This window comes from Hymenobacter piscis, assembly GCF_018760735.1.
GTDB lineage: Bacteria > Bacteroidota > Bacteroidia > Cytophagales > Hymenobacteraceae > Hymenobacter > Hymenobacter piscis.
In genome coordinates this window covers 489,351-512,016 of the sequence record NZ_JAHHZN010000001.1, presented here as the reverse complement: position 1 = coordinate 512,016, position 22,666 = coordinate 489,351, and the positions used below count along the sequence as shown (strand labels likewise).

The window sequence follows — 22,666 nt, the reverse complement described above, 5'->3', positions numbered from 1 at the left end:
CGGCCAGGTGCTCGGCCAAGTAAGTGCCGGTGTAGTTGACCTGGCTGCTGAGCAGAAACTGGCCATACAATTGAGCGGTGACTTTCATGGGCTTGGTACGCTGAGAAAGCCGTTTGCGTAAGTCCTAATTACTTGAAAAGCACTTGGAAGACCAAAGTTGCTCTGTTGTACGAAGGGCGCATTTATGAAAACGAAGGAGTAGCTTCGGAAAAGTATGAGATTGGTGATTCTGTCAAAGTGAAAATTCTGCCGAATGATCCGAATGGACCAATGTTGATATCAGATAATGAAGATGTTATATGCAAATAGAAGCAGTAACCGTATCCAGAGAAATGCGCACATAAAAAGCCCCGCCGGAGCAGTCCGACGGGGCTTTTGTGTACCGAAAGCGTGAAGAAATTACCGCACCACCACTTTCCGGCTCAGGTTGAGTTCGGGTACGCTGAGCAGGTACACGCCGGCGGGCAGGCTCTGGGTCACGCGCAGACGCTGCTCAGTGGAGCCCGGATACAGGCGCACCGATTGCTCGTGCACCCGGCGGCCCAGCAGGTCAGTCAGCTGCAGCGTAGCAGTCAGTTCCTTCGGCGACTGAATCACCAGGTCGATGCGGTCAAACGCGGTGGGGTTGGGGTACACGGCCAGGTCGGCGCCGCTGACGGTGGCTTCCTTGGCGGCCAGCACGGTGCTTTCGCGCAGGGCGGTGGTGCTCAGCACGGCCGGGGCGGTGTAGGTGGCCTTGATGAAGGCGCGCTGGGCCGGGTTGGCCGTGGAGGCGTTCTTGGCCCGCAGCGTGAGCCAGCCGGTGGCTGTGGGCGTGTAGGTGCCCGTGAGGTTGCCGGTGCCGGTGCGGCTGCTCACGATGGTGCTCGTGCCGCTCACCAGCTCTACCGTCAGGCTGCGGGTGGCATTAGTGGGGAACAGGTTGTAGGTGACGGCCTTGCCCGACTGCACGTAGATGCGGCCCGCCGTGCGGTAGGCCGTGGACGAGGCCGGCAGCTGCCCGCCCTGCCGCAGGGAGCGGCTGTCACTGTCGCCGAGGTCGTCGGCCAGCTCCCATTCCTGGGTGGTGGCCATGGCGGCGCGCACGTAGTTGGTATTGATGCCCACGGGCGCCCATACCGAGTAGCCACGGCGGCCGCCAGCGGCCGTGCCGTTGCAGGGCGGCGTGTTGATGCTCACCGTGCGGGAGCCGCTCACCGTGACGGTAGCCGTGCCGTTGGCGCCGGAGTAATCCTTGAGCACGGTGCCGGGCGCGAAATCACACGAAACCGTGCTGTTCTGCCAGGCACTGAAGTTGTCGTTGATACCGATAATAGCCTTGGTGCTCCGCTCGATGACGAGGTGGTCCTGGGCTTGCCAGCGCACTTTGTAGGCGCCGTCCTTGAAGCGCAGGTTCTGGTGGCACCAGATCAGGTTTTCGATGTCGGAACGCTGGGGCAGGTCTACGGTGCTGGTGGGCTGGTGGGAGTAGCGCTTGCCGGTGTTGCCGATGTTGAACAGGTCTTCGAAGAAAATCTGCGGCGAGCCATCCACGGCCAGCGCGGCGGCATAGGCAGCCGAGAGGCGCGGATCAAACGGGTCGATGTGCGGGGCCAGCTCCGAGCCGGTGTTCCAGCCGGTATAGTTGCCGGTGCTGCCCACCTGGGGCCGGAACGTGTCGTGGTTGTTCACAAACGGCACCGTACGGTGCACGAATTGCCCGTTGATCTGGAACACGCGGGCGCCTTGCTGGTAGGTGGGCAGGCTGCCAATATCAAAGTTGCCGCCCCCGCTCACGATGCTGTACAGGGCATTGCGCAGCGAAAAATCGAAGGTGCCGGCGCGGTTCTGCACGCCTGCTACCCAGCTGTCCATCTGACCGCCGGAGCCTACCCATTCGCCCACGGCGTACATAGAGGCGCCGCCCGAGGCCCAGCCGGCGTTGCTTTGCAGGTTGTAGAGGAAATCCTCCATGGCAAACTCCGGGAAGTGCTTCACCGCATCCAGGCGCACCCCATCGAAGCCTACCTGTTTCTTGTACCACACCAGCCAGTTGCGCACGTTATTGCGCATGTAGTCGGCGCCCTGCACCGGGTTAAAGGTGGCGTTGGAGCTCTGGCCGTAGGAGCCGTTGTAGTAGCTGATATCGGGCCCGAACAGAATCTGATTCTGGTCGCCGGAGGTGGAGTTGTTGCCGGGGTTGGGGTTGAAGTTCTGCCAGTTTTTGGGGAAGCGGCCGTTGCGGGCCAGGTAGTTGGCGGCCGTTTCATCGGTGGCGGGCCGGCTGTAGCTCACGTACCGGAAGTTTTTGTACTTGCTGGTGGTGAAGTCTTCCCAGGCGGCCGGGTCCTGGCCGCCGCCGCCGGTCTGGGAGCCGGCTCCGTCGTTGTGGTTGAGTACCAGGTCCTGCACCACCTCAATGCCATTGGCGTGCAGCACGGCCACGGCGCGCAGCAGTTCATCCTTGTTGCCGAGGCGGGTGGCGGTGAAGCCCTTCTGGTACTTGTCGCCCAGGTCGTAGTTGTCGAAGGGCGAGTAGCCGTTGCCCTGGTTGCCGTTCTTGATGCTGGGCGGCAGCCACACGGCATCGATGCCCATGGCTTTCAGGCGCGGGGCCAGCAGGGCAATGTAGTTAGCCCAGCCGTTGGGGTAGTTGGTGTTCCAGTAGTCCCACCAGTAGCCCTGCAGAACTACTTTTTGGGCTTGGGCGGGTTGGCCACCCAAAACGAAAAGGGCAGCCGAAGCCAGGGTGAGCTTGCGCCACCACGAGTTTGTACCGTTGTACATGTGGGAATTGGGGGAATTGGGTTGTGGAAAAACGACGGCGTTGGGGACGCCGGAAAGAGCAGATTCGGGGATTCGAAAATCGGTAATGAAATAGAATAATGCTGATGTTCTGTTGCCGGATGATAGTTCTGCTTTTGCCAGTTAAAGTAGATCTGGGGAATTGATTAGGCTCCGGCTATGTTTACCCGGCGTCGGGGCCGATTTCACTGCCGTGCATCCGCCGCCCGTGCCCCTGCGTATAGAGGCAACCGGGCGGCCGCGCGCGCGCCGCCCCTTTCTGCAACCAAAACGAATTGTGCCGATGGAAAATGCAAGTGTGGTTCACCGTCAGCGACTGAAGCTCCGGGCTCGTCGGATGGCGCGTCGGGTACTGCCTTTCGTGGCGGCTTTGTTTATGGCCACGCCCCTGGCCGCGCCAGTTACCCGCTCCACGGCCGCTACCACCGGCTCGCACCTGAAACTCAAAACGGCCGCCGCCACCAAAGCCAGTCTCTTCGACCAACAGCTGATGGGCCTCTACCGCGACCTGCAGGTGGAAAACCAGGGCCTGCGCTACGAGGTCTTCGAGAAAGCCATGACGGGCTACCTCAACCTCGAAAAAGCCGGCAAGCTCAGCGACAAACAATTGCTCACCGTCGTGGATTTTGGCCTGCCTTCCACTGAAAAACGCCTCTGGGTGCTAGATCTGGAGCAAAAGGCAGTTCGGTTTCATACTCTGGTGGCCCACGGCCACAACTCCGGCGAAAACATGGCGACCAACTTCTCCAACGAGAACGAGTCGAACATGAGTAGCCTGGGCTTCTACGTGACCAAGGGCGAGTACGTGGGCAAGCACGGCCGCTCCCTCAAGCTGACCGGCCTCGACGAAGGCTATAACACCAACGCCCTCATGCGCTCCGTAGTTATGCACGGTGCCGATTACGTGAGCGAAGACTTCATCCGCCAGAACGGCCGCCTGGGCCGGAGCCTCGGCTGCCCCGCCCTGCCCATGGCGGAGAAGGATGCCATCATTGAAGCCGTGGAAGGCCAGACCGCCATCTTCATCAGCGGCCCCGATGCTCAGTATTCCTCCAAATACCTGAACCAGGACGTAGCCGTTCACTCCCTGCTCGATAACCGCCAGATGATCTAAATCACCGATGGTACAGATCAAACTGATGCCGCAGATTCGTTCTGAAGGCTAACAGAAGGCTAAACGTCCGCAATAAAATAGGACACTCCCGATTAGGAGTGTCCTATTTTTATTGCGGATACTACGTGCCGCACAGGTTAAAATGGATGTTGCCAAAAGTCAGTAGAACGAATCTGCAGTATCAGTTTCATCTGCGTCATCTGTGATTTAGAGCTGTACCCCGAACTTGCGGCCCAGGCTTTCCAGGTCGCGCATCACCGGGTCGAGCAGGGGAATGCCTTCCAGGAGCCGGACGGCGGCGGTTTCGCGCTCCGGGTCGCCGGGGATGAGTACGTGCTGGCCTTCCACCGCCCGGGCGGCCCGGAAGGTGCTGATCCAGTTATCCATGTGGGCCTTGAACTCGTCGGCGGGGCGGAAGGCATCCACGCGCATGGCCCCGAAGAAGTGGCCCAGGCCCTGGCCCACGGGATTGGCGGCCGGTTGCAGGAAGGCCACGAAGGGGGGTACCCAGGGCCCATAGTTGGCCCCGCTGAGCACGGCCGAAAAAATGTCGACCACCGCGCCCAGCCCGTAGCCCTTGTGCGAGCCGGTAGCGCTACCAAGCGGGAGCAAAGCCCCGCCGTTTTTCACCGCGTTGGGGTCCGTCGAGCCGGCGCCGGCCGCGTCCTGGGCCCAGCCTTCGGGAATGGGCTGTTGCTTACGCTGGGCAATTTCGAGCTTGCCGTTGGCGGCGGTGGTGGTGGCCATGTCCAGCACGAAATCGGGCTGCTCGCCGGCGGGCACGGCCACGGCAATGGGGTTGGTGCCCAGCAGGCGCTCCAGCGAGTAGGTGGGGGCCACCAGGGGCGAAGCGTTGGTCATGGCCACGCCAATCATGTCGTGGGCCAGGGCCTGCATGGCGTGGTAGCCGGCAATGCCGAAGTGGTTGGAATTCTTCACCGACACCCAGCCGGTGCCCACTTGCCGGGCCTTGTCCAGGGCCACCCGCATAGCTTTCGGCCCCACTACCAGCCCGAGGCCTCCGTCACCATCTACCACGGCGGTGCTGGGCGTTTCGTAGGTCACGCCCACCCGGGGCGTGGCGTTGATGCGGCCGGCTTCCCAGAGGCGCACGTAGCCGATAAGCCGCGCCACCCCGTGCGAATCCACCCCGCGCAAATCGGCCGAGAGCAGGGTTTCGGTGGCCAGCGTGGCATCTTCCGCCGGGCAGCCCAGGCTTCGGAATACGTTTTCGGTGAAGGCGAACAGCTGGGCGTAGGGGAGGGTAGTGGTCATGGGGAGAGGAGAAGCGGCTCCCGGATGCCCCAGGGCGGAAGCACTAGGCTACAGAGCAGCGCGGGTACGCGAAAATTGGGTGGTAGGAGCAAAGACGCGGTTAGTTCCGTAGCCCAGGGCTTCCGCCCTGGGGCATCCGGGGGGCGGCTACAGCATTTCGGCCAGCAGCCCTTCCTTGAGGGCGTAGGCCGAGGTGCGGATGCGGGTGATGCCGGTCAGCTCCAGCACGTAGTCGATGAGGACGCAGGCCACCACCAGCATGTCGGCGCGCATGGGCAGGATGCCGGGCAGGGCCTTGCGCTCCTCGTGGGGCAGTAGCAGCAGCTGGGCGTAGCTGCGGCGGAAGCTTTCCAGGTCGAGCTCGGTGGAGGGGGGCAGCTCGGCTTCGGCGCGCAGGCGGCCCAGCTGCATGTCGGCCAGGCTATCGAAGCTACCGGAGGCGCCCACCAGGCTCACCGGCCGGAACTCGGCCAGGGCGGCCGTGAGCGGGGCGAGCTTGGAGGCCAGGTACTCCTTCTCCCAGGCCACGGCCTCGGCCGTGATAACGCCGCTGGGGTCGGGAAAGAACTGGTCGAGCAGACGCTGGGCCCCGATTTCAAAGCTCTGTTTCCAGAAAATGGTGTCGGCGTTGGCAATGATGAACTCCACCGAGCCCCCGCCAATGTCCATGATCAGGTGGTGCTCCGCACCCAGCGGCACGGCCTGGCGGACGCCGGCGCAGATGAGCTCGGCTTCCCGGTCGCCGGCAATAATTTCCACCTGAATGCCGGACTGCTCGAAAATATCCTTCACCAGCTCGGGGCCGTTCTGGGCCACGCGCATGGCGCTGGTGGCCGTGGCCCGCACGTCGGTTACCTGGTGTAGCTCCATTTCCTCCCGGAAGCCGGCCACCGCGTGCAGGGCCCGCTCGTAGGCCGCCTCTGTAATCCGGCCCGCGCTGATGCCGCCCTCGCCCAGGCGCACGCCCACTTTGGTGCGCAACAACGTGCGCGGCTGAGTCCGGCCGACTTCGGGCAGCTCCACAATCAGCAGGTGAAACGTGTTGGTGCCCATATCAATGAGGGCGAGGCGGCGGTGCAGCATCTTGGTTTTTGGTTAATGGTTACTGGTTTTTGGCAGGTGGTTGCGGGAATATGATTTGCAATCAGGCTGCTATCCTGAGCGGAGCGAAGGACCTTACACCACATCGGGTCAGGTGGCACAAGATCCTTCGTTTCGTGCAGGATGACAGATTCTTTCAACATCCACCCACCAAAAATCCCCTACGTGGCGAACCGGCAGAAGGTGCCCAGGGGCAGCTTGCGGGCCCCAGCGTCGTGGAGGTAGATTTCCCCGATTTCACGCTTGTCGCGCATCGTGGGGAAGATTTCGCTCACGAGGTTATCCAGAATCAGGGCTGAGAAACCCAGGGAGTACAGGTTGACGAGGAAGAAGTGGTCTTCGGGGTCGAGCAGTTGCTGGCAGAGCTTGAGCATCTCGTTGAGCTCGTCTTCGAGCTGCCACTTTTCGCCGTTCGGGCCGCGGCCGTAGGCGGGCGGGTCGAGGATGAGGCCCTGGTACTTGCTGCCGCGCTTCACCTCGCGCTTCACGTACTTCATGGCGTCTTCCACCAGCCAGCGCACCCCGTCGAGGTTGGAGGCCTCCATGTTGTCGCGGGCCCAGAAGTTGACCTGCTTCACCGAGTCGAGGTGGGTGACGTCGGCGCCGGCGGCGCGGGCGGCCAGGGTAGCGGCCCCCGTGTAGGCAAACAGGTTGAGCACCCGCGGCACGGCGGCCTTGCGCCGGCGCGTCTGGTTGTAGATGAACTGCCAGTTGGGGTCCTGCTCGGGGAACAGGCCCACGTGCTTGAACGACGACATGCCCAGGCGGAAGCGCAGCTTCAGGCCGTCGGGCCGCTCGTAGCCGATGAGCCACTGCTCGGGCGTGCCGGGCTTGATTTTCCACTGGCCGCGCTCCTGGCTGCCTTTTTCGCGGGTGAAAATGGCGTTGGCGCTGCGCCATTCCGAGGCCGGCAGGTGCGGGTCCCAGATGGCCTGGGGCTCGGGCCGGGCCAGAATGTGCTGGCCGAAACGCTCCAGCTTCTCAAAATTGCCCGCGTCGAGCAGCTCGTAGTCGGCCCAGGGGCTCGTGGTCAGGAAAGTGTACATGCGGGGCAAAGGTAAGGAGCGGTGAAGGAGTGACTCGGCGAATGAGAGAAAAAGAACGTCATGCTGAGCGAAGGCGCAGCTGTAGTCAAAGAATCTCGCGTGCTGACGTTGCCATAGTAACCCAACGAAGCGGTAGAGATTCTTCGACTACGGCTGCGCCTTCGCTCAGCATGACATTTTTTCTCACACACTCCCTCCGTCCGTACCTTTGCCCTATGAGTACCACGCTGCACTTCTACAAATACCAGGGCACCGGCAACGACTTCGTGATGGTGGATGACCGGGCCAGCCAGTTCGATGCCGCCGACCACCAGCGCGTGCGCCACCTCTGCGACCGGCGTCGCGGCATCGGGGCCGACGGCCTGATTCTGCTGCGCGAGCACCCGCAGTACGACTTCGAGATGGTCTACTTCAACGCCGATGGCTACCTGGGCTCGATGTGCGGCAACGGCGGCCGCTGCACCGTGGCCTTCGCCCGCCAGCTCGGTGTGATTGACACCGAGGCCCGCTTTCTGGCCGCCGATGGCCCCCACGAAGCCCGCGTGGACGCCGATGGCACCGTGCACCTGCGCATGCAGGACGTGCTGGGCCAGCAGGAGTTGGAGGGCTACGGCGTGTTTCTCGATACCGGCTCGCCCCACCTAGTGCGTTTCCAGCCCGCCAGCACCCTGGCCGAGCTGAACGTGTTTGCCGAAGGCCGCGCCCTGCGCTACGGCGAGCTGTTTCGCGAGAAAGGCACCAACGTGAACTTCGTGGAAACGCCCGCCACGCCCGGTCAGCCCTGGCAGGTGCGCACCTACGAGCGGGGCGTGGAAGACGAAACCCTGAGCTGCGGTACCGGCGTTACGGCCGTGGCCCTGGCCGCCTCCCGCCGCGGGGCCGCCAGCCCCGTGCACCTGCGCACCCCCGGCGGCGACCTGCGCGTGGCCTTCGAGGCCCAGCCCGATGGCTCCTTCACCCACGTTTTCCTCAGCGGCCCCGCCACCTACGTGTTCGAGGGCCACATGCCGGATAAGTTGGGAGGTTAGAAAGGTGAAAAGTTAGAAAGTGCGGCCACGTAGTGCAGAACTGAACATGTACCCTGCCATCGACCCCTTTACTGTAATTGGAAACCCGCACTACGCAATGACACTTTCTAACTTCTCACCTTTCTAACTTCCCAACAAGTGCAGTTATGCCCGATACCGAATTTCTGACCCTCACCAACATTAGCCTGGAAGAGCGCGGGGCGACGGTGCTGCGGAATATCAGCTTTGCGCAGCCCGCGGGCCGGAAGCTGGCGCTGGCCGGCGAGTCGGGGGCGGGCAAGAGCACCTTGTTGCAGGTGATTGCCGGGTTGGTGCAGCCCACCGGGGGCGAGGTGCGGTTTGCCGGCCGCCGCGTAAAAGGGCCCCAGGAGGTGCTGGTGCCGGGCCATGCGGGCATTGTGTATCTGTCGCAGAAGTCGGATTTGCCCAAATCGTTGCGGGTGGAGCAGGTGCTGCGCTACGCCAACAAGCGCCCCGCCGCCGAGGCCGAGGCCGTGTACGAGGTCTGCCGCATCACCGGCCTGATGGCCCGCCGTACCGACCAGCTGTCGGGCGGGGAGCAGCAGCGGGTGGCTTTGGCGCGGCTGCTGCTCACGTCCCCGCGCCTGCTGCTGCTCGATGAGCCCTTTTCCAACCTCGATAGGGTGCACAAGCACCAGCTCCAGACCATCATCCGGGAAGTGGGGGAGGAGCTGGCGATTACCTGCCTGCTCGTTTCCCACGACCCCACCGACACGCTGCCCTGGGCCGATGAGGTGTTGGTGCTGGAGCGCGGCCGCCTCGTGCAGCAGGGCCCGCCCGAGCAGGTCTACCGCCAGCCGGTGAGCGAGTACGTGGCCGCCCTCTTCGGCGACTACAACCGCCTCGACGCCGCTGACATGCGGGCCCTGCTGGCCGCCCCGCGCCGCAAATTACCCGGCGCCGCCCTGCTCGTGCGCCCCGAAAACCTGCGCCTGCACCCCACCGGCCATCCCGGCGTGGCCGGCACCGTGCGCGCCGTGCGCTTCCTGGGCAGCTACTACGAGGTAGAAGTACAGTTGGCCGACACGCTGATTCGGGTGCGGCAGCCGTCGGCTATGGTGGCGCCCGGCGGGGCTGTCACGGTGGCCCTGGCCCCCGAGGCGCCGGTATCGTTTGTGCAAGAAGGAGAATAAATAGCAGCTAACCGCTGATAGCCAACAGCTCACCGCCCATGCTCCAATCTGACCTGCTCAGCCTGCGCCCCCTGGAGGCCGACGACCTCGACTTTCTCTACCAGCTGGAAAACGACCCGGCCGTGTGGGGCGTGTCGGATACGCTGGCGCCGGTGTCGCGGCACGTGCTGCGGCAGTACCTCGATAACGCGGCGGCCGATTTCTTCGAGGTGCGGCAGCTGCGGCTGGTGTTGCAGGACCGCGCCAGCGGAACGGCCGTGGGTACGCTGGATGTGTTCGGTTTCGAGCCCCTGCACCAGCGGGCCGGTGTGGGCATCACGGTGCTGGCCGACTACCGGCAGCGGGGCTACGCCCGGGCCGCGCTAGCCCTGCTGCGGCCCTACGCGCGGCAGGTACTGCGCCTGCACCAGCTGCACTGCACCATCGGGGCCGATAATGAGGCCAGTCTGGCTCTGTTTGCGGCGGCCGGCTTCACGCGGGTGGGCGTGCGGCGCGAGTGGCTGCGCACGGCGGCGGGCTGGCAGGATGCGGTGGAAATGCAGTGCCTGCTGTAACGGCCACAACTGCGGCTATACTGCGGCGACATAACTCCCGCGTTGCGACAAGCTCCGCAGTGGTTCGGCAAAAGGTAGCAGCTGGTTTGTCTGCTGCTCCGGCTGGCTGCATAACAGAGCCTGAGTGCGAAGGTTTTCAGTATAGTATTGCCAATATATTTAGTTCGGTTAAGCCAATTAAAATAGTTTTAGCTCGACAATATCCTTTTGAAAACCGGGGCGTATAGGCGAGGGAAGTCCGGCCGATGGGCCCGTGCAGTTACCGGATTTCGGCCATCGTCTATTCCTGCTACCTATGCCGCTTTCCCCGCCGGCGGAGTTGCCCGTGCGCGCTTCTCACGCTGAATCTTCCGCTGCCTACCAGCTCCCCGACCTGATCTGCTTTGCGCATCTGCACTGGGACTTCGTGTGGCAACGCCCCCAGCACCTCATGTCGCGCTTCGCCCGGCACGGGCGCGTGTTTTACGTGGAAGACGCCTTCTACCACGCCGACGACCAGGTGGAACCCCATTTGGAGGTGAAACCCCGCCAACACGGCCTGCTGGTGCTGGTGGTGCACCTGCCCCAGCGCCTGCGCGCCGACGAAGCCGCCGCCGACCAGGCCCAGGCCGAGGTACTCAGCGCGTACTTTCGGGAGCAGGACGTGACGCGCTACGTGAGCTGGTATTACACGCCCATGGCCCTGGGTAAAACGGCCGGTTTCCGCCCGGTGCTCACCGTGTACGACTGCATGGACGAGCTGGCCAATTTCAGGTTTGCGCCGCCCGTGCTGCGCGAGCGGGAACAGGCGCTTTTCCGCCAGGCCGACCTCGTGTTCACCGGTGGGCACACCCTCTACGAGGCCAAGCGGGAGCAGCACCCCGATGCCCACCCGTTTCCGAGCAGCATCGATAAGGACCATTTCGGGCAGGCCCGTCGCGAGATGGCCGAGCCCGCCGACCAGGCGGGCATTGCCCACCCGCGCATCGGCTTTTTTGGGGTGGTAGATGAGCGCCTGGACATTGAACTGCTGGGCGAGCTGGCTACAAATCATTCTGATTGGCAGTTTGTTATCATCGGGCCGGTGGTGAAAATCGATCCGGCCACCCTGCCCCGGCAGGCCAACATTCACTACCTCGGCGGCAAGGACTACCAGGAACTCCCCGCCTATCTGCGGGGTTGGGAGGTGGCCACGCTGCTGTTCGCCGACAACGAGAGCACAAAGTTCATTTCGCCCACCAAAACGCCCGAGTATCTGGCCGCCGGCCGGCCTGTGGTAAGCACGCCCATCCGCGACGTGGTGCGACCCTACGGCGACCTGAACCTCGTGCAGATTGCCGCCACGGCCCCCGAATTCGGCCAAGCCATCGAAAAGGCGCTTACCCAGACCCAGGACGCCGACTGGCGCCAGCGTACCGACGACTACTTGGCCACCATCAGCTGGGATCAGACCTGGCAGCAGATGGTGGACCTGATGCAAAACCGCCTGCCTGCCCAACCGGCCGGAAGCGCCGCCTGATACTGCCTGCCGCGCCCCGAGTACCCGCCTGCCCACCCTATTCTTTCCTATTCCCCTCTTTTCCAAACACCGCCACTGTATGTTCGATTATCTCATTGTAGGGGCCGGGTTTGCCGGCAGTGTGCTGGCCGAGCGGCTGGCCACGCGCTCTAACAAAAAAGTACTGGTCGTGGATAAGCGCAACCACATCGCCGGCAACGCCTACGACCATTACAACGAAGACGGCATTCTGGTCCACAAATACGGCCCGCACATCTTCCACACCAACTCCCGGGAGGTATTCGAATACCTCTCCGACTTCACCGACTGGCGCCCCTACGAGCACCGCGTGCTGGCCTCTGTGGACGGCCAGCTGGTGCCCATGCCCATCAACCTCGATACCATCAACAAGCTCTACGGCCTCTCGCTCAACAGCTTCGAGGTGGAGCAGTTCTTTGAGTCGCAGGCCGAGGACGTGCCCGTTATCCGCACCTCCGAGGATGTAGTGGTGAGCAAGGTGGGGCGGCAGCTCTACGAGAAGTTCTTCAAAAACTACACCCGCAAGCAGTGGGGCCTCGATCCTTCGGAGCTCGATAAATCGGTGACCAGCCGCGTGCCCACCCGTACCAACCGCGACGACCGGTACTTCACCGATACCTACCAGGCCATGCCCCTGCACGGCTACACCCGCATGTTTGAGCGCCTGCTGGATCATCCCAACATCAAGGTGATGCTCAACACAGACTACCACGACATCATCGACTTCATTCCCTTCAGGGAAATGATTTTCACGGGGCCGGTGGATGAGTTCTTCGACTTCCGGTACGGCAAACTGCCTTACCGCTCCCTGGAGTTCAAGCACGAAACGCTGAACACGGAAACCCACCTGGCCGCGCCCGTCGTGAACTTCCCCAACGACAACCTCTACACCCGCATCACGGAGTTCAAGGCCCTCACCGGCCAGCAGCACCCCAAAACGGCCATCGTGTACGAGTACCCCAAGGCCGAGGGCGACCCGTATTATCCCGTGCCCCGCCTGGAAAACGCCGAGCTGTACAACCAGTACAAGAAGCTGGCCGACGAAACCCCGAACGTGCATTTCGTGGGCCGGCTGGCCACCTACAAGTATTACAACATGGACCAGGTGGTAGCCCAGGCCCTCACGCTCTACAAGAAGCTGACGACTACCTCGGAGGAAGTGCAGAAGGCCAAGAAACCCGCCATCCTCGGCTCCACGGCCATCATGGAAAAGCTCGTTCCCCGCGACCCGGCCAAGCCATGAATGAGCGATTCGGTGAATGAGTGAATGAGATAGTGATTCTCAGTGAAAGAACTGCCCGCTCATTCACCGAGTCACTCATTCGCTCCGTATTCCCGCCTGACAACAAATCCGACTGCGCAAAGCCCGCACACTCTTTGAGGTGCGGGCTTTGTCGTTTCGCGGGCCGGGACGGTGCATTTGCGGTTGATAAGCCGGGGTATTCCCGAAAAACGCTGTAAATTTGAGTTGCGCCCCGGCGTTTCAATTAAGGTAAACCAACATGCTTGATTTTCTAGGGAAGACCGTCGCCAAAATTTTCGGGTCGAAAGCCGACCGCGACTTGAAGGAGATTGTCCCGTACGTGGCGTTGATTAATGCCGAATATGCCAAACTGGCACAACTCAGCGACGATGAGCTGCGTGCCCGCACCGATGAAGTCCGGGCCCGCATCAACGCCCACCTGAAAACCATCGACGACCAGCTGGCTGGTCTGCACGAGCAGGTAAACGTGGAAAACCTCGACGCGCTGCGCAAAGAGGAGCTCTTCGACCAGATCGACGTCCTGGAAAAGCAGCGCAACAAGGAGCTGGAAGTAGTGCTGATGGAAGTGCTGCCCGTTTCCTTCGCCATCACCAAGGAAACGGCCCGCCGCTACACCCAGAACAAGCAGCTGGTGGTAACGGCCACCGACTACGACCGGGACTACGCCCGCCGTAAGCCCAACGTAACCATCGAGGGCGATAAAGCCATTTGGAGCAACAAGTGGCTGGCTGCCGGCGCCGAGGTAACCTGGGACATGATCCACTACGACGTGCAGCTGATTGGCGGCGTGGTGCTGCACCAGGGCAAAATTGCCGAAATGGCCACCGGCGAAGGCAAAACGCTGGTTTCGACCCTGCCATCCTTCCTCAACGCCCTGGCCAAGCGCGGCGTGCACCTGGTAACGGTGAACGACTACCTGGCCAAGCGGGACTCGGAGTGGAACGCGCCTTTGTTCGAGTTCCACGGCATCACGGTGGACTGCATCGACAAGCACCAGCCCAACACCGACGCCCGCCGCCAGGCCTACTTGGCCGACATCACCTACGGCACCAACAACGAATTCGGCTTCGACTACCTGCGCGACAACATGGCGCGCGACCCCCAGGAGCTGGTGCAGCGCAAGCACCACTACGCCATGGTGGACGAAGTGGACTCCGTGCTGATTGACGACGCCCGGACCCCGCTCATCATTTCGGGCCCCGTGCCCCGCGGCGACGTGCACGAGTTCTACCAGCTCAAGCCCCGCATCCAGAAGGTAGTGGAGGCCCAGAAGAAGCAGGTGCAGAACTACCTCGTAGAGGCCCGCAAGCTCATCAAGGAGGGCAACGACGGCCCCAAGGAGGGCGAAGGCGGCCTGGCCCTGTTCCGGGCCTACCGTGGCCTGCCTAAGAGCAAGCCCCTGATCAAGTTTCTCTCGGAAACCGGCATGCGCGCCGTATTGCAGAAGGTGGAAAACCACTACCTGCAGGACAACCAGCGCCAGATGCCTCAGGCCGATATGCCCCTGTTCTTCACCATTGATGAGAAGAACAACCAGATTGAGCTGACGGAGAAGGGCCTCGACCTGATTACGGGCGAGGGCGAAGACCACCACTTCTTCATCATGCCCGATATCGGCACCGAGCTGGCCAACATCGAGAAGGACCCCGCTCTCACCAGTGAGGAGAAGCTCCACACCAAGGAGAAGCTCATGGACGACTTCCAGATCAAGTCGGAGCGCATCCACACCATCAACCAGCTGCTGAAGGCCTACACCCTCTTCGAGAAGGATGACCAGTACATCCTCACCGACGACGGCAAGGTGAAAATCGTGGATGAGCAGACCGGCCGCGTGATGGAAGGTCGGCGCTACTCCGATGGCCTGCACCAGGCCCTGGAAGCCAAGGAAAACGTGCGGGTGGAAGAGCTCACCCAGACCTACGCCACCGTGACGCTCCAGAACTACTTCCGCATGTACCACAAGCTGGGCGGCATGACGGGTACGGCCGAAACCGAGGCCGGCGAGTTCTGGGAAATCTACAAGCTCGACGTGGTGGTAGTGCCCACCAACCGCGGCATTGCCCGCAAGGACGAGCACGACAAGGTCTACAAGACCGTGCGCGAGAAGTACAACGCCGTAGCCGACGAAATTCAGGAGCTGGTGCAGGCCGGCCGCCCCGTGCTGGTGGGTACCACGAGCGTGGAAATTTCGGAGCTGGTGAGCCGTATGCTCAAGTTCAAGGGCATTCCCCACCAGGTGCTCAACGCCAAGCAGAACCAGCGCGAAGCCGAAATTGTGGCCGCCGCCGGCTACCCCGGCACCGTGACCATTGCCACCAACATGGCCGGCCGCGGTACCGACATCAAGCTGCGCGAAACCAGCAAGGAATCGGGCGGCCTAGCCATCATCGGTACGGAGCGCCACGAAAGCCGCCGCGTCGACCGCCAGCTGCGGGGCCGCGCCGGCCGCCAGGGCGACCCGGGCTCCTCGCAGTTCTTCGTGAGCCTCGAGGACAACCTCATGCGCCTGTTCGGCTCCGACCGCATTGCCAAACTCATGGACCGCATGGGCCTGGAGGAAGGCGAGGTGATTCAGCACTCCATGATTACGAGCTCGATTGAGCGCGCCCAGAAGAAAGTGGAGGAAAACAACTTCGGCATCCGCAAGCGCCTGCTGGAGTACGACGACGTGATGAACGCCCAGCGCGAGGTGGTGTACAAGCGCCGCCGCAACGCCCTGCACGGCGAGCGGCTGGAGCTCGACGTCTGGAACATGATTTACGACGTCTGCGAAACCATCGTGGTGGGCCACAAGGGCAACAACGACTTCGAGGACTTCAAGCTGGCCATTATCCGCGTGTTCGGCTACGATACCCACCTCACCGCCCAGGATCTTAGCGGGATGTCGGCCAACGCCCTCACCCAGAAGCTTTACGACGAGGCGCTGGGCTACTACCACAGCAAGAATGACTTCATCGCGGGCAACTCGATGGGCCTCATCAACGACCTGCTCCGGCAGAACGCGCCCTACGAGAACATTGCCGTACCGTTCACCGACGGCCGCAAGCAGGTACAGGCCGTGGCCAACCTGCGCCGGGCCCAGGCCAACAAGGGCCACGAGGTAATCCGGGGCATGGAGAAGGTGGTGGTGCTGGCCGTTATCGACGAAGCCTGGACCAAGCACCTGCGCGCCATGGACGACCTCAAGCAGGTAGTACAGAACGCCGTGTACGAGCAGAAAGACCCGCTGCTGGTGTACAAGTTCGAGTCGTTCGAGCTGTTCCAGCAGATGATCAACAAGGTGAACGAGGATACCATCCAGTTCCTGTTCCGCGCCGACGTGCCCGTGCAGGCCGGCCAAAACGGGGAGGACGAGTTCGAGTACTTCACCGAGGACGAGTTGCCCGTCGCGCCGCCCCAGCCCAAGCTGAAGGCCGAAAAGGAGGTTTCCTCCGTTTCGCTCGGCGCAGGTCCGGAGGACCTGGAGCAGGACGGCGCCATGCAGGTGCTGGAAAAGCAGCAGCCCGCCCGCTCCCAGAAAGTGGCCAACCGCAACGAGAAGGTGAGCGTGCAGTACATGGACGGCCGCATCGTGCGCGACGTGAAGTTCAAATCGGTAGAAGACGACCTGCTCAACGACCGGGCCGTGCTGATTGACTAACTATCAGGGTTCAGGAGCGGTGCCTAACGCATTGTCATCCTGCGCTTGCGAAGGACCTTATTACGCTGGAACGGCCGTAGCAACGTCTCGTTTCAGCGCGGTAAGGTCCTTCCTTCGTCAGGACGACTCCCACCGCTTTACCTTCGTCAGTTCGTCAACTCAGTTCCCCAGCTCCTAATAATCCGAACCCCAGCATGAACCTCGCGCCCTACATCGACCATACCCTGCTGAAGCCGGATGCCAGTCTGGCCCAGATTGAGCGGCTCTGCGCCGAGGCCGCCGCGCACGGTTTTGCCAGCGCCTGCGTGCCGCCGAGCTACGTGCGGCAGGCGGCTGAGGCGTTGCAGGGTTCGGGCGTGGCCGTGTGCACCGTTATCGGGTTTCCGCTGGGCTACGCGCTGGCCAAGGTGAAGTTCTTCGAAGCCCACCAGGCCCTGACCGATGGCGCCACCGAGCTCGATATGGTGCTCAACGTGGGCGATTTGCAGGCCGGTCGGCTGGCGGAGGTGGAGGACGAAATCGGGCAGCTGGCCGAGCTGTGCCGGTTCCGGGGCGCGCTGCTGAAGGTTATCATCGAAACGGCCCTGCTCACGCAGGAGCAAATCGTGACGGCCTGCCGCCTCTGCGCCGAAGCCGGGGCCGACTTCGTGAAAACCAGTACCGGTTTTGCCAGCCGGGGCGCTTCGGTGGCCGATATTTCCCTGATGCGCGCCTCGCTGCCCACCCACGTCCGCATCAAGGCTTCCGGCGGCATCCGGACCCGGGCGGCGGCCCTGGCCCTGGTGGCCGCCGGTGCCGACCGGATTGGCGCCTCGGATGGCGTAGCTTTGCTCACCGATTCAGCCCCCGCTCATGATTCAACTGCTTCGTAACGTGCTACTGCTTTCCGCCCTGTTCTCGCTCGGGGCCTGCGCTGCTTCCGCTCCGGCATCTCCAGCCGCCGATACTGCCCGCCGGGCCCCCGCCCAGCTGCCGCCCGAGGACCTGAGCCGCTTCCGGCCCACGTTCCCGGCTCCTAAGCCTGCTCCGGCGGTGGCCCCCGCGCCCGTGCGCCCGGTGCCGCCCACCAACCACGTCAACGCCCAGATCGATCAGCGCCTGCGCGACCAGGCCTTCACCAACCAGAACGTGAAGTACGCCCAGGGCTACCGTATCTTGGCTTATGTGGGGTTGGAAAAGGACAAAGCCATGGCCGTGCGCCGGGCCGTCATCAGCCGCTACCCCGAGGAAACCGATTACCTGACCTACAAGCAGCCCATCTTCCGCCTCCAGATCGGGGACTACCTCACCCGCCTCGAGGCGGCCCAGGCTCTGCTGCGCATCCGCCCCCTCGCGCCCCGCGCCGAACTGGAGCCCATGCAGGTGAATATCAATAAATCGGGTTATTAATGTTTGGCTGTTAGCTTTTGGCTTTCGTTCATCCGGCTAACAGCTAACAGCTAACAGCTAACGGCTAAAAAAACAGCAACTATGAACCACCTGCTCCCCCGCATCAAGCAACTGGCGGCCGAAGCGGCGGCCGAAACCGTGGCCCTGCGCGAACACCTGCACGCCCACCCCGAACTCTCGTTCGAGGAGCATCAGACGGCCGCTTTCGTGGCGGAGCAGCTGCGTAAGCTGGGTTTGCAGCCCGGGCCTATTGCCGGTACCGGCCTGGTGGTGGTGATTGAAGGCCGCAACCCCGGCTCCCGCACCGTGGCCCTGCGCGCCGACATGGACGCGCTGCCCATCACGGAGCAGAACGAGGTACCTTATAAGTCGCAGAATCCGGGCGTGATGCACGCCTGCGGCCACGACGTGCATACGTCCTCGCTGCTGGGCGTGGCCCGCATTCTGGTGGCGCTGCGAGAGGAGTTCGAGGGCAGCGTGAAGCTGATGTTCCAGCCCGGCGAGGAGCTGCTGCCGGGTGGGGCTTCGCTCATGATTGCCGAAGGTGTACTGGAAAACCCGAAGCCGGCCAGCGTGCTGGGTCAGCACGTGTTTCCGCTGCTGCCGGCCGGCAAAGTGGGTCTGCGCGCCGGCCGCTACATGGCCAGCACCGACGAGCTCTACCTGACCGTGCGCGGCAAGGGCGGGCACGGCGCCATGCCCGAGCAGAACGTAGACCCGGTGCTGGTAGCCGCCCACCTGATTGTGGCCGCCCAGCAGATTGTGAGCCGCCGCGCCAACCCCAAGCTGCCCTCGGTGCTCTCATTCGGGAAGGTGCTAGCCCAGGGCGCCACCAACGTGATTCCGAACGAGGTGCATCTGGAAGGCACTTTTCGCACCCTGAACGAGGAGTGGCGCAACGAGGCCCACGAGCACCTGCGCCGCCTCTGCGAAGGGCTGGCCGCGAGCATGGGCGCGAGCTGCGAGCTGGAAATCCGCCGCGGCTACCCTTACCTGGAAAACGAGCCCGCCCTCACGGCCCGCACCGAGCAGGCCGCCGTGGAGTACCTGGGCCGCGAAAACGTGGTGGAGCTGGATCAGTGGATGGCCGCCGAGGATTTCGCTTACTTCAGCCAGGCCGCCAGTGCCTGTTTCTACCGCCTGGGCACCGCCGCCGCCGACGGCAGCGGCCGCCTCACCTCCAGCGTGCATACGCCCACCTTCGACATCGACCCCTACGCCCTGGAAATCGGCCCCGGCCTGATGGCCTGGCTGGCCCTGCGCGAGCTGGCCGAGCGGCCCTAATGCCCTGGGGCAGTAGCGCGAAGCCTTGGCCTAGCGCTGCTGCCCGTTCGGATACCTTTTCAATTCGTCATCTATCCTCTTATGCGTTTTCTCCCGCTCTGCGCCGCCGCGTTACTGCTGCTGGCCGTCCAGAATGCCACCGCCCAGCGGCGCAGCACCGCCAACCTGGTGTTGCTGCCCGAAGTGCAGGCCGAAATTGCCCTGACCGGCAACGACTACGTGCTGGTGGGTGTGAACTTGGTTAGCCAGGTGAACAGCGGGGAAAGTACGTTTGCCGGGGGACAGCTGCGGCTGGGCTATGAGCATTTCTGGACCGAGCACTGGAGCTGGGGACCCACGCTGCGCATCGGCAGCGACGCGGGCGGCGGATACGGCGACTTTCTGGATTTGCCGGGCAATCTGGTGCCTGGGGCTTTGCTGCGCCACACTGGCACTGTTGGTGGGTTTGGTTTCTCGCAGCGCCTGGCGGCGGAATACGCCGTCGTGACCAATGACTCGTATGGCAATAGCGGCAACCGGGCGCACGCGCGGCTGCGGCTGGCCCTGGACCGGGAGTTTGCCGTGGGCAGCCGCGTAAAGCTGCGGCCCCGGCTGTCGTACGAGGCCCTGACCTACCTGCGCTTCCAACGCGATGAAAGCCAGAACAAGGAACGTTTCATCGACTTCGGCAATGACCGGGCCGAGGTGGGCGTACGCCTGTCTCCGCGCTTCGACTTTACGCCCTGGTTTGCCTTCCAGACCCAGTACATCAACGCCCTGGAACTGCGCGACGCGGACGGTAACCTCGTCACCGGCGGCCGAACCAATCTGCGCAGCCCGCAACTGGGCCTGGACCTACGGATTCTGCTGGGTAAAAATGCCACGTCAGCCAACCGCAACGTCCTGCCGACGCAGCACTAAGCCTATTTTCGGACTTTTTGTCTTGATTCGGTAGTTGTCTGAATGTCGTCTTAAGAAGTGTAGGGTTGCTTTTTGTTCAGTGTTGTTAATGGTGTCGGAGAAGGGGGTGAGAAAATAATGCCATGATGGCATGATCAGCCGATTGGTACAGAATTTATAAAGTAAGGGTGTCGCCGGATGATAAGCCGGCCTTCTACTTCAACCTTACTTTCTGTTTCCCATGGCAACTCTGCTGTATAACAACCGTCCTGCCCGCGCTTCCTTCAACTCCGTGCTCAACGAGATGCTGCGCGACACGCTGCCGGCCCACAACAAACCCGCCGAGTCCTTCCATCCCGCCGCCGACGTACTGGAAAGCGCCGAAGGTTTTCACCTCAACCTGGTGCTGCCCGGCGTAGCGAAAGAGGACGTAAAAATCGACTTCCAGGACGGCCAGCTCACCGTGAGCGGGGAGCGCAAAGCCCCGGAAGCCTCCGATGAGGCCCCCAGGTTCCGCCGCGTCGAATCGGGCTACGGCAAGTTCTCCCGCACCTTCCGCCTGCCCGATACCGTGGACGTAACGGCCATTGAAGCCGAGCTTACCAACGGCATCCTGCACCTGACGCTGCCCTTCGACAGCAAGAAAGTGACCAAGCACCAGATTGCGGTGCGCTAGTTCAACTGCAAAAAGGGCATCCTGCGGGGTGCCCTTTTTTGTGAGTAACAGAACGTTGGCGGAGCAAATGAAAGGGCGCGCGCCGAAACAATCTACCAACGGGTTGTTTTTTACCCTGAACGCCCATGCAACCGGACACCATTCGGTTGGTATCTGGCGTTAGGATGATGTGCGAAGCCCTTAGTTGGCCTCATTTTGGCTGCGGAGTGCTGGCTGGTTCACGTTTTCGTTGTATTTTCCACTCGCTATCTTTTCATTCTTCACCCTTTTCTTACCCATGCAAGCAAAACAAATGATGCTCGGCCTGCTGGGCTCCGCCATTCTCGGCGGAGGCGTGGCCGTAGGGGGGTACAAACTATTGGAGCCGGAGCGCCCCAACTCCCCCCAGGCGCTGGCCGCCGACCCCAACGTCCGCTACACCAGTGAATTAAAAAGCAGCACCTACGCGGTGCCCGAAGGCCTGAACTTTACGGCCGCCGCCGCCACCGTCACCCCGGCCGTGGTGCACGTGATGACCGAATACGCGCCCAAGGCCAGCCAGAACGAGATGTCGCGCATGGACCCCTTTCTGCGCCAGTTCTTCGGCGACGAAATGGACCAGTACCAGGGCCGCGGCCGTCAGCAGGGGCCCCAGCAGGGCTCCGGCTCGGGCGTTATCATTGCCGCCAACGGCTACATCGTGACCAACAACCACGTGATTGATAAGGCCGATAAGATTGAGGTGGTGATGGACGACAAGCGCAAGTTCCAGGCGGAGCTGGTGGGCACCGACCCCACTACCGACCTGGCCCTGCTCAAGGTGAAAGCCGACAACCTGCCCTTCATCCGCTACGGCAACTCCGACGAGGTGCGGGTAGGGGAGTGGGTGCTGGCCGTGGGCAACCCTTTCAACCTGAACTCGACCGTGACGGCCGGCATCATTTCGGCCAAGGGCCGCAACATCAACATCCTGCGCCGCGAGGACGGGATGGGCGTGGAATCGTTCCTGCAGACCGATGCCGTGGTGAACCCCGGTAACTCGGGCGGAGCGCTGGTGAACCTCAATGGTGATTTGATCGGTATCAACTCGGCCATTGCTTCTCAGACGGGCTCCTTCGTGGGCTACTCGTTTGCCGTGCCCAGCTCCATCGTGAGCAAGGTGATTGACGACCTGCTCAAGTACAAGGTGGTGCAGCGCGCCCTGCTGGGCGTGCAGATTCGGGAAGTAGATGCCCAGCTGGCCTCGGAGAAGAAGCTCAAGAATCTGAACGGGGTGTACGTGATGGGCGCGGGCAAGAACAGCTCCGCCGCCGAAGCCGGCCTCCAGGAAGGCGACGTTATCACGGAAATCAACGGCGCGAAAGTGAACACCTCTTCGCAGTTGCAGGAGCAGGTGGCCCGTTTCCGCCCCGGCGACAAAATCAAGGTGACTTACCTGCGCGACGAGAAATCCCGCACCACCACGGCCACCCTGCGCAACGCCACCGGCACCACCGATGTGATTCGGGAAGTAGCCGCCACCGGCCTCAAGTACGAGGGCGCCACGCTGGCCCCGGTAACGCGCCAGGAGCTCAACAAGCTCGGCATTGAAGGCGGGGCCAAAATCAGCGGCATCCGCAATTCCAACTTCCGCGAAACCGGCATTGCCGACGGCTTCATCATCACCCGCATCGATAAGAACAAGGTGGAGAAGCCCCAGGACGTGCAGCGCTACCTCGAAGCCGCCAAAGAAACCGACGGTGCCCTCGTGGAAGGCATCTACCCCGACGGCCGCAAAGCCTACTACCCCATCGGGCAAGCCCAGTAAGCGGCCTGATCGATTGAAACTGGAAATCTGAAAAGACGGCCTGATACAACGCCAAAGCCTCCGCTACGCTCGTAGCGGAGGCTTTTTGCTGGGCTGTTTCCGGGCGTCAGGGGTAAAAGGATGGGGCGGCCAGCAATTGCTCCGGGGCAGGCACGGGCACAAAGCTGGGTGGTGAG

17 protein-coding genes are annotated in these 22,666 nt (G+C 62.5%); 13 read left to right on the top strand and 4 right to left on the bottom strand.

What is annotated here, in order from left to right; all coding sequences use genetic code 11:
- Positions 1-399 precede the first annotated feature (399 nt).
- Positions 400-2,766 carry an alpha-amylase family glycosyl hydrolase gene (locus tag KLP40_RS02190; RefSeq protein WP_215591914.1) on the bottom strand — a complete coding sequence of 789 codons (2,367 nt, stop codon included), beginning with the start codon at positions 2,764-2,766 and terminating at the stop codon, positions 400-402.
- A 355-nt stretch (positions 2,767-3,121) separates the two neighbouring features.
- On the opposite strand from KLP40_RS02190, the gene KLP40_RS02185 reads away from it, so the two are divergent.
- Positions 3,122-3,898 carry a murein L,D-transpeptidase catalytic domain family protein gene (locus KLP40_RS02185; RefSeq protein ID WP_246558579.1) on the top strand — a complete coding sequence of 259 codons (777 nt, stop codon included), beginning with the start codon at positions 3,122-3,124 and terminating at the stop codon, positions 3,896-3,898.
- Positions 3,899-4,105: 207 nt separating this feature from the next.
- Here the strand turns inward: KLP40_RS02185 and KLP40_RS02180 are convergent, their stop codons facing one another.
- The 3 genes from KLP40_RS02180 to KLP40_RS02170 form a co-directional block, all read right to left on the bottom strand.
- On the bottom strand, positions 4,106-5,173 hold the full coding sequence (locus KLP40_RS02180) for an Ldh family oxidoreductase (protein WP_215591912.1): 1,068 nt from the start codon (positions 5,171-5,173) through the stop codon (positions 4,106-4,108).
- A 147-nt stretch (positions 5,174-5,320) separates the two neighbouring features.
- Positions 5,321-6,256 (bottom strand): Ppx/GppA phosphatase family protein, encoded by a 936-nt coding sequence (locus KLP40_RS02175; RefSeq protein WP_246558578.1) that lies wholly within the window; start codon positions 6,254-6,256, stop codon positions 5,321-5,323.
- 179 nt (positions 6,257-6,435) lie between these two features.
- The gene (locus tag KLP40_RS02170; RefSeq protein WP_215591911.1) at positions 6,436-7,320 is read right to left on the bottom strand and encodes a class I SAM-dependent methyltransferase; all 885 of its coding nucleotides are present in this window, start codon (positions 7,318-7,320) and stop codon (positions 6,436-6,438) included.
- Between the two features lie 215 nt (positions 7,321-7,535).
- Between KLP40_RS02170 and dapF the strand changes: the two genes are divergently transcribed.
- From dapF to KLP40_RS02110, 12 genes are all read left to right on the top strand, one after another.
- Positions 7,536-8,348: a diaminopimelate epimerase gene (dapF, locus tag KLP40_RS02165; protein WP_215591910.1), complete on the top strand. Its 813-nt coding sequence runs from the start codon at positions 7,536-7,538 to the stop codon at positions 8,346-8,348.
- A 146-nt stretch (positions 8,349-8,494) separates the two neighbouring features.
- The gene (locus KLP40_RS02160) at positions 8,495-9,502 is read left to right on the top strand and encodes an ABC transporter ATP-binding protein (protein WP_215591909.1); all 1,008 of its coding nucleotides are present in this window, start codon (positions 8,495-8,497) and stop codon (positions 9,500-9,502) included.
- A 38-nt stretch (positions 9,503-9,540) separates the two neighbouring features.
- Positions 9,541-10,056, top strand: coding sequence for a GNAT family N-acetyltransferase (locus tag KLP40_RS02155; RefSeq protein ID WP_215591907.1), 516 nt, complete (start codon positions 9,541-9,543; stop codon positions 10,054-10,056).
- 295 nt (positions 10,057-10,351) lie between these two features.
- A complete protein-coding gene (locus KLP40_RS02150) occupies positions 10,352-11,554 on the top strand; it encodes a glycosyltransferase family 1 protein (protein WP_215591905.1) in 1,203 nt (400 codons plus the stop codon).
- A gap of 79 nt (positions 11,555-11,633) precedes the next feature.
- A complete protein-coding gene (gene glf / locus KLP40_RS02145; protein ID WP_215591903.1) occupies positions 11,634-12,815 on the top strand; it encodes a UDP-galactopyranose mutase in 1,182 nt (393 codons plus the stop codon).
- Between the two features lie 259 nt (positions 12,816-13,074).
- Entirely contained in the window at positions 13,075-16,476 is a 3,402-nt protein-coding gene (gene secA, locus KLP40_RS02140) for a preprotein translocase subunit SecA (protein ID WP_215591902.1), read from the top strand.
- Positions 16,477-16,670: 194 nt separating this feature from the next.
- The gene (deoC, locus tag KLP40_RS02135) at positions 16,671-17,348 is read left to right on the top strand and encodes a deoxyribose-phosphate aldolase (RefSeq protein ID WP_215591901.1); all 678 of its coding nucleotides are present in this window, start codon (positions 16,671-16,673) and stop codon (positions 17,346-17,348) included.
- Positions 17,329-17,865 carry a sporulation protein gene (locus KLP40_RS02130; protein ID WP_215591900.1) on the top strand — a complete coding sequence of 179 codons (537 nt, stop codon included), beginning with the start codon at positions 17,329-17,331 and terminating at the stop codon, positions 17,863-17,865. Before deoC ends, KLP40_RS02130 begins: the two co-directional genes overlap by 20 nt.
- Positions 17,866-17,946: 81 nt before the next feature.
- Positions 17,947-19,149, top strand: a complete 1,203-nt coding sequence (locus KLP40_RS02125; protein ID WP_215591899.1) for a M20 metallopeptidase family protein — start codon at positions 17,947-17,949, stop codon at positions 19,147-19,149.
- 81 nt (positions 19,150-19,230) lie between these two features.
- Positions 19,231-20,049 (top strand): hypothetical protein, encoded by an 819-nt coding sequence (locus tag KLP40_RS02120; RefSeq protein ID WP_215591898.1) that lies wholly within the window; start codon positions 19,231-19,233, stop codon positions 20,047-20,049.
- A 220-nt stretch (positions 20,050-20,269) separates the two neighbouring features.
- Entirely contained in the window at positions 20,270-20,704 is a 435-nt protein-coding gene (locus KLP40_RS02115) for an Hsp20/alpha crystallin family protein (RefSeq protein WP_215591897.1), read from the top strand.
- Positions 20,705-20,981: 277 nt separating this feature from the next.
- Entirely contained in the window at positions 20,982-22,490 is a 1,509-nt protein-coding gene (locus KLP40_RS02110) for a Do family serine endopeptidase (protein ID WP_246558577.1), read from the top strand.
- The last annotated feature ends 176 nt before the right edge of the window (positions 22,491-22,666 follow it).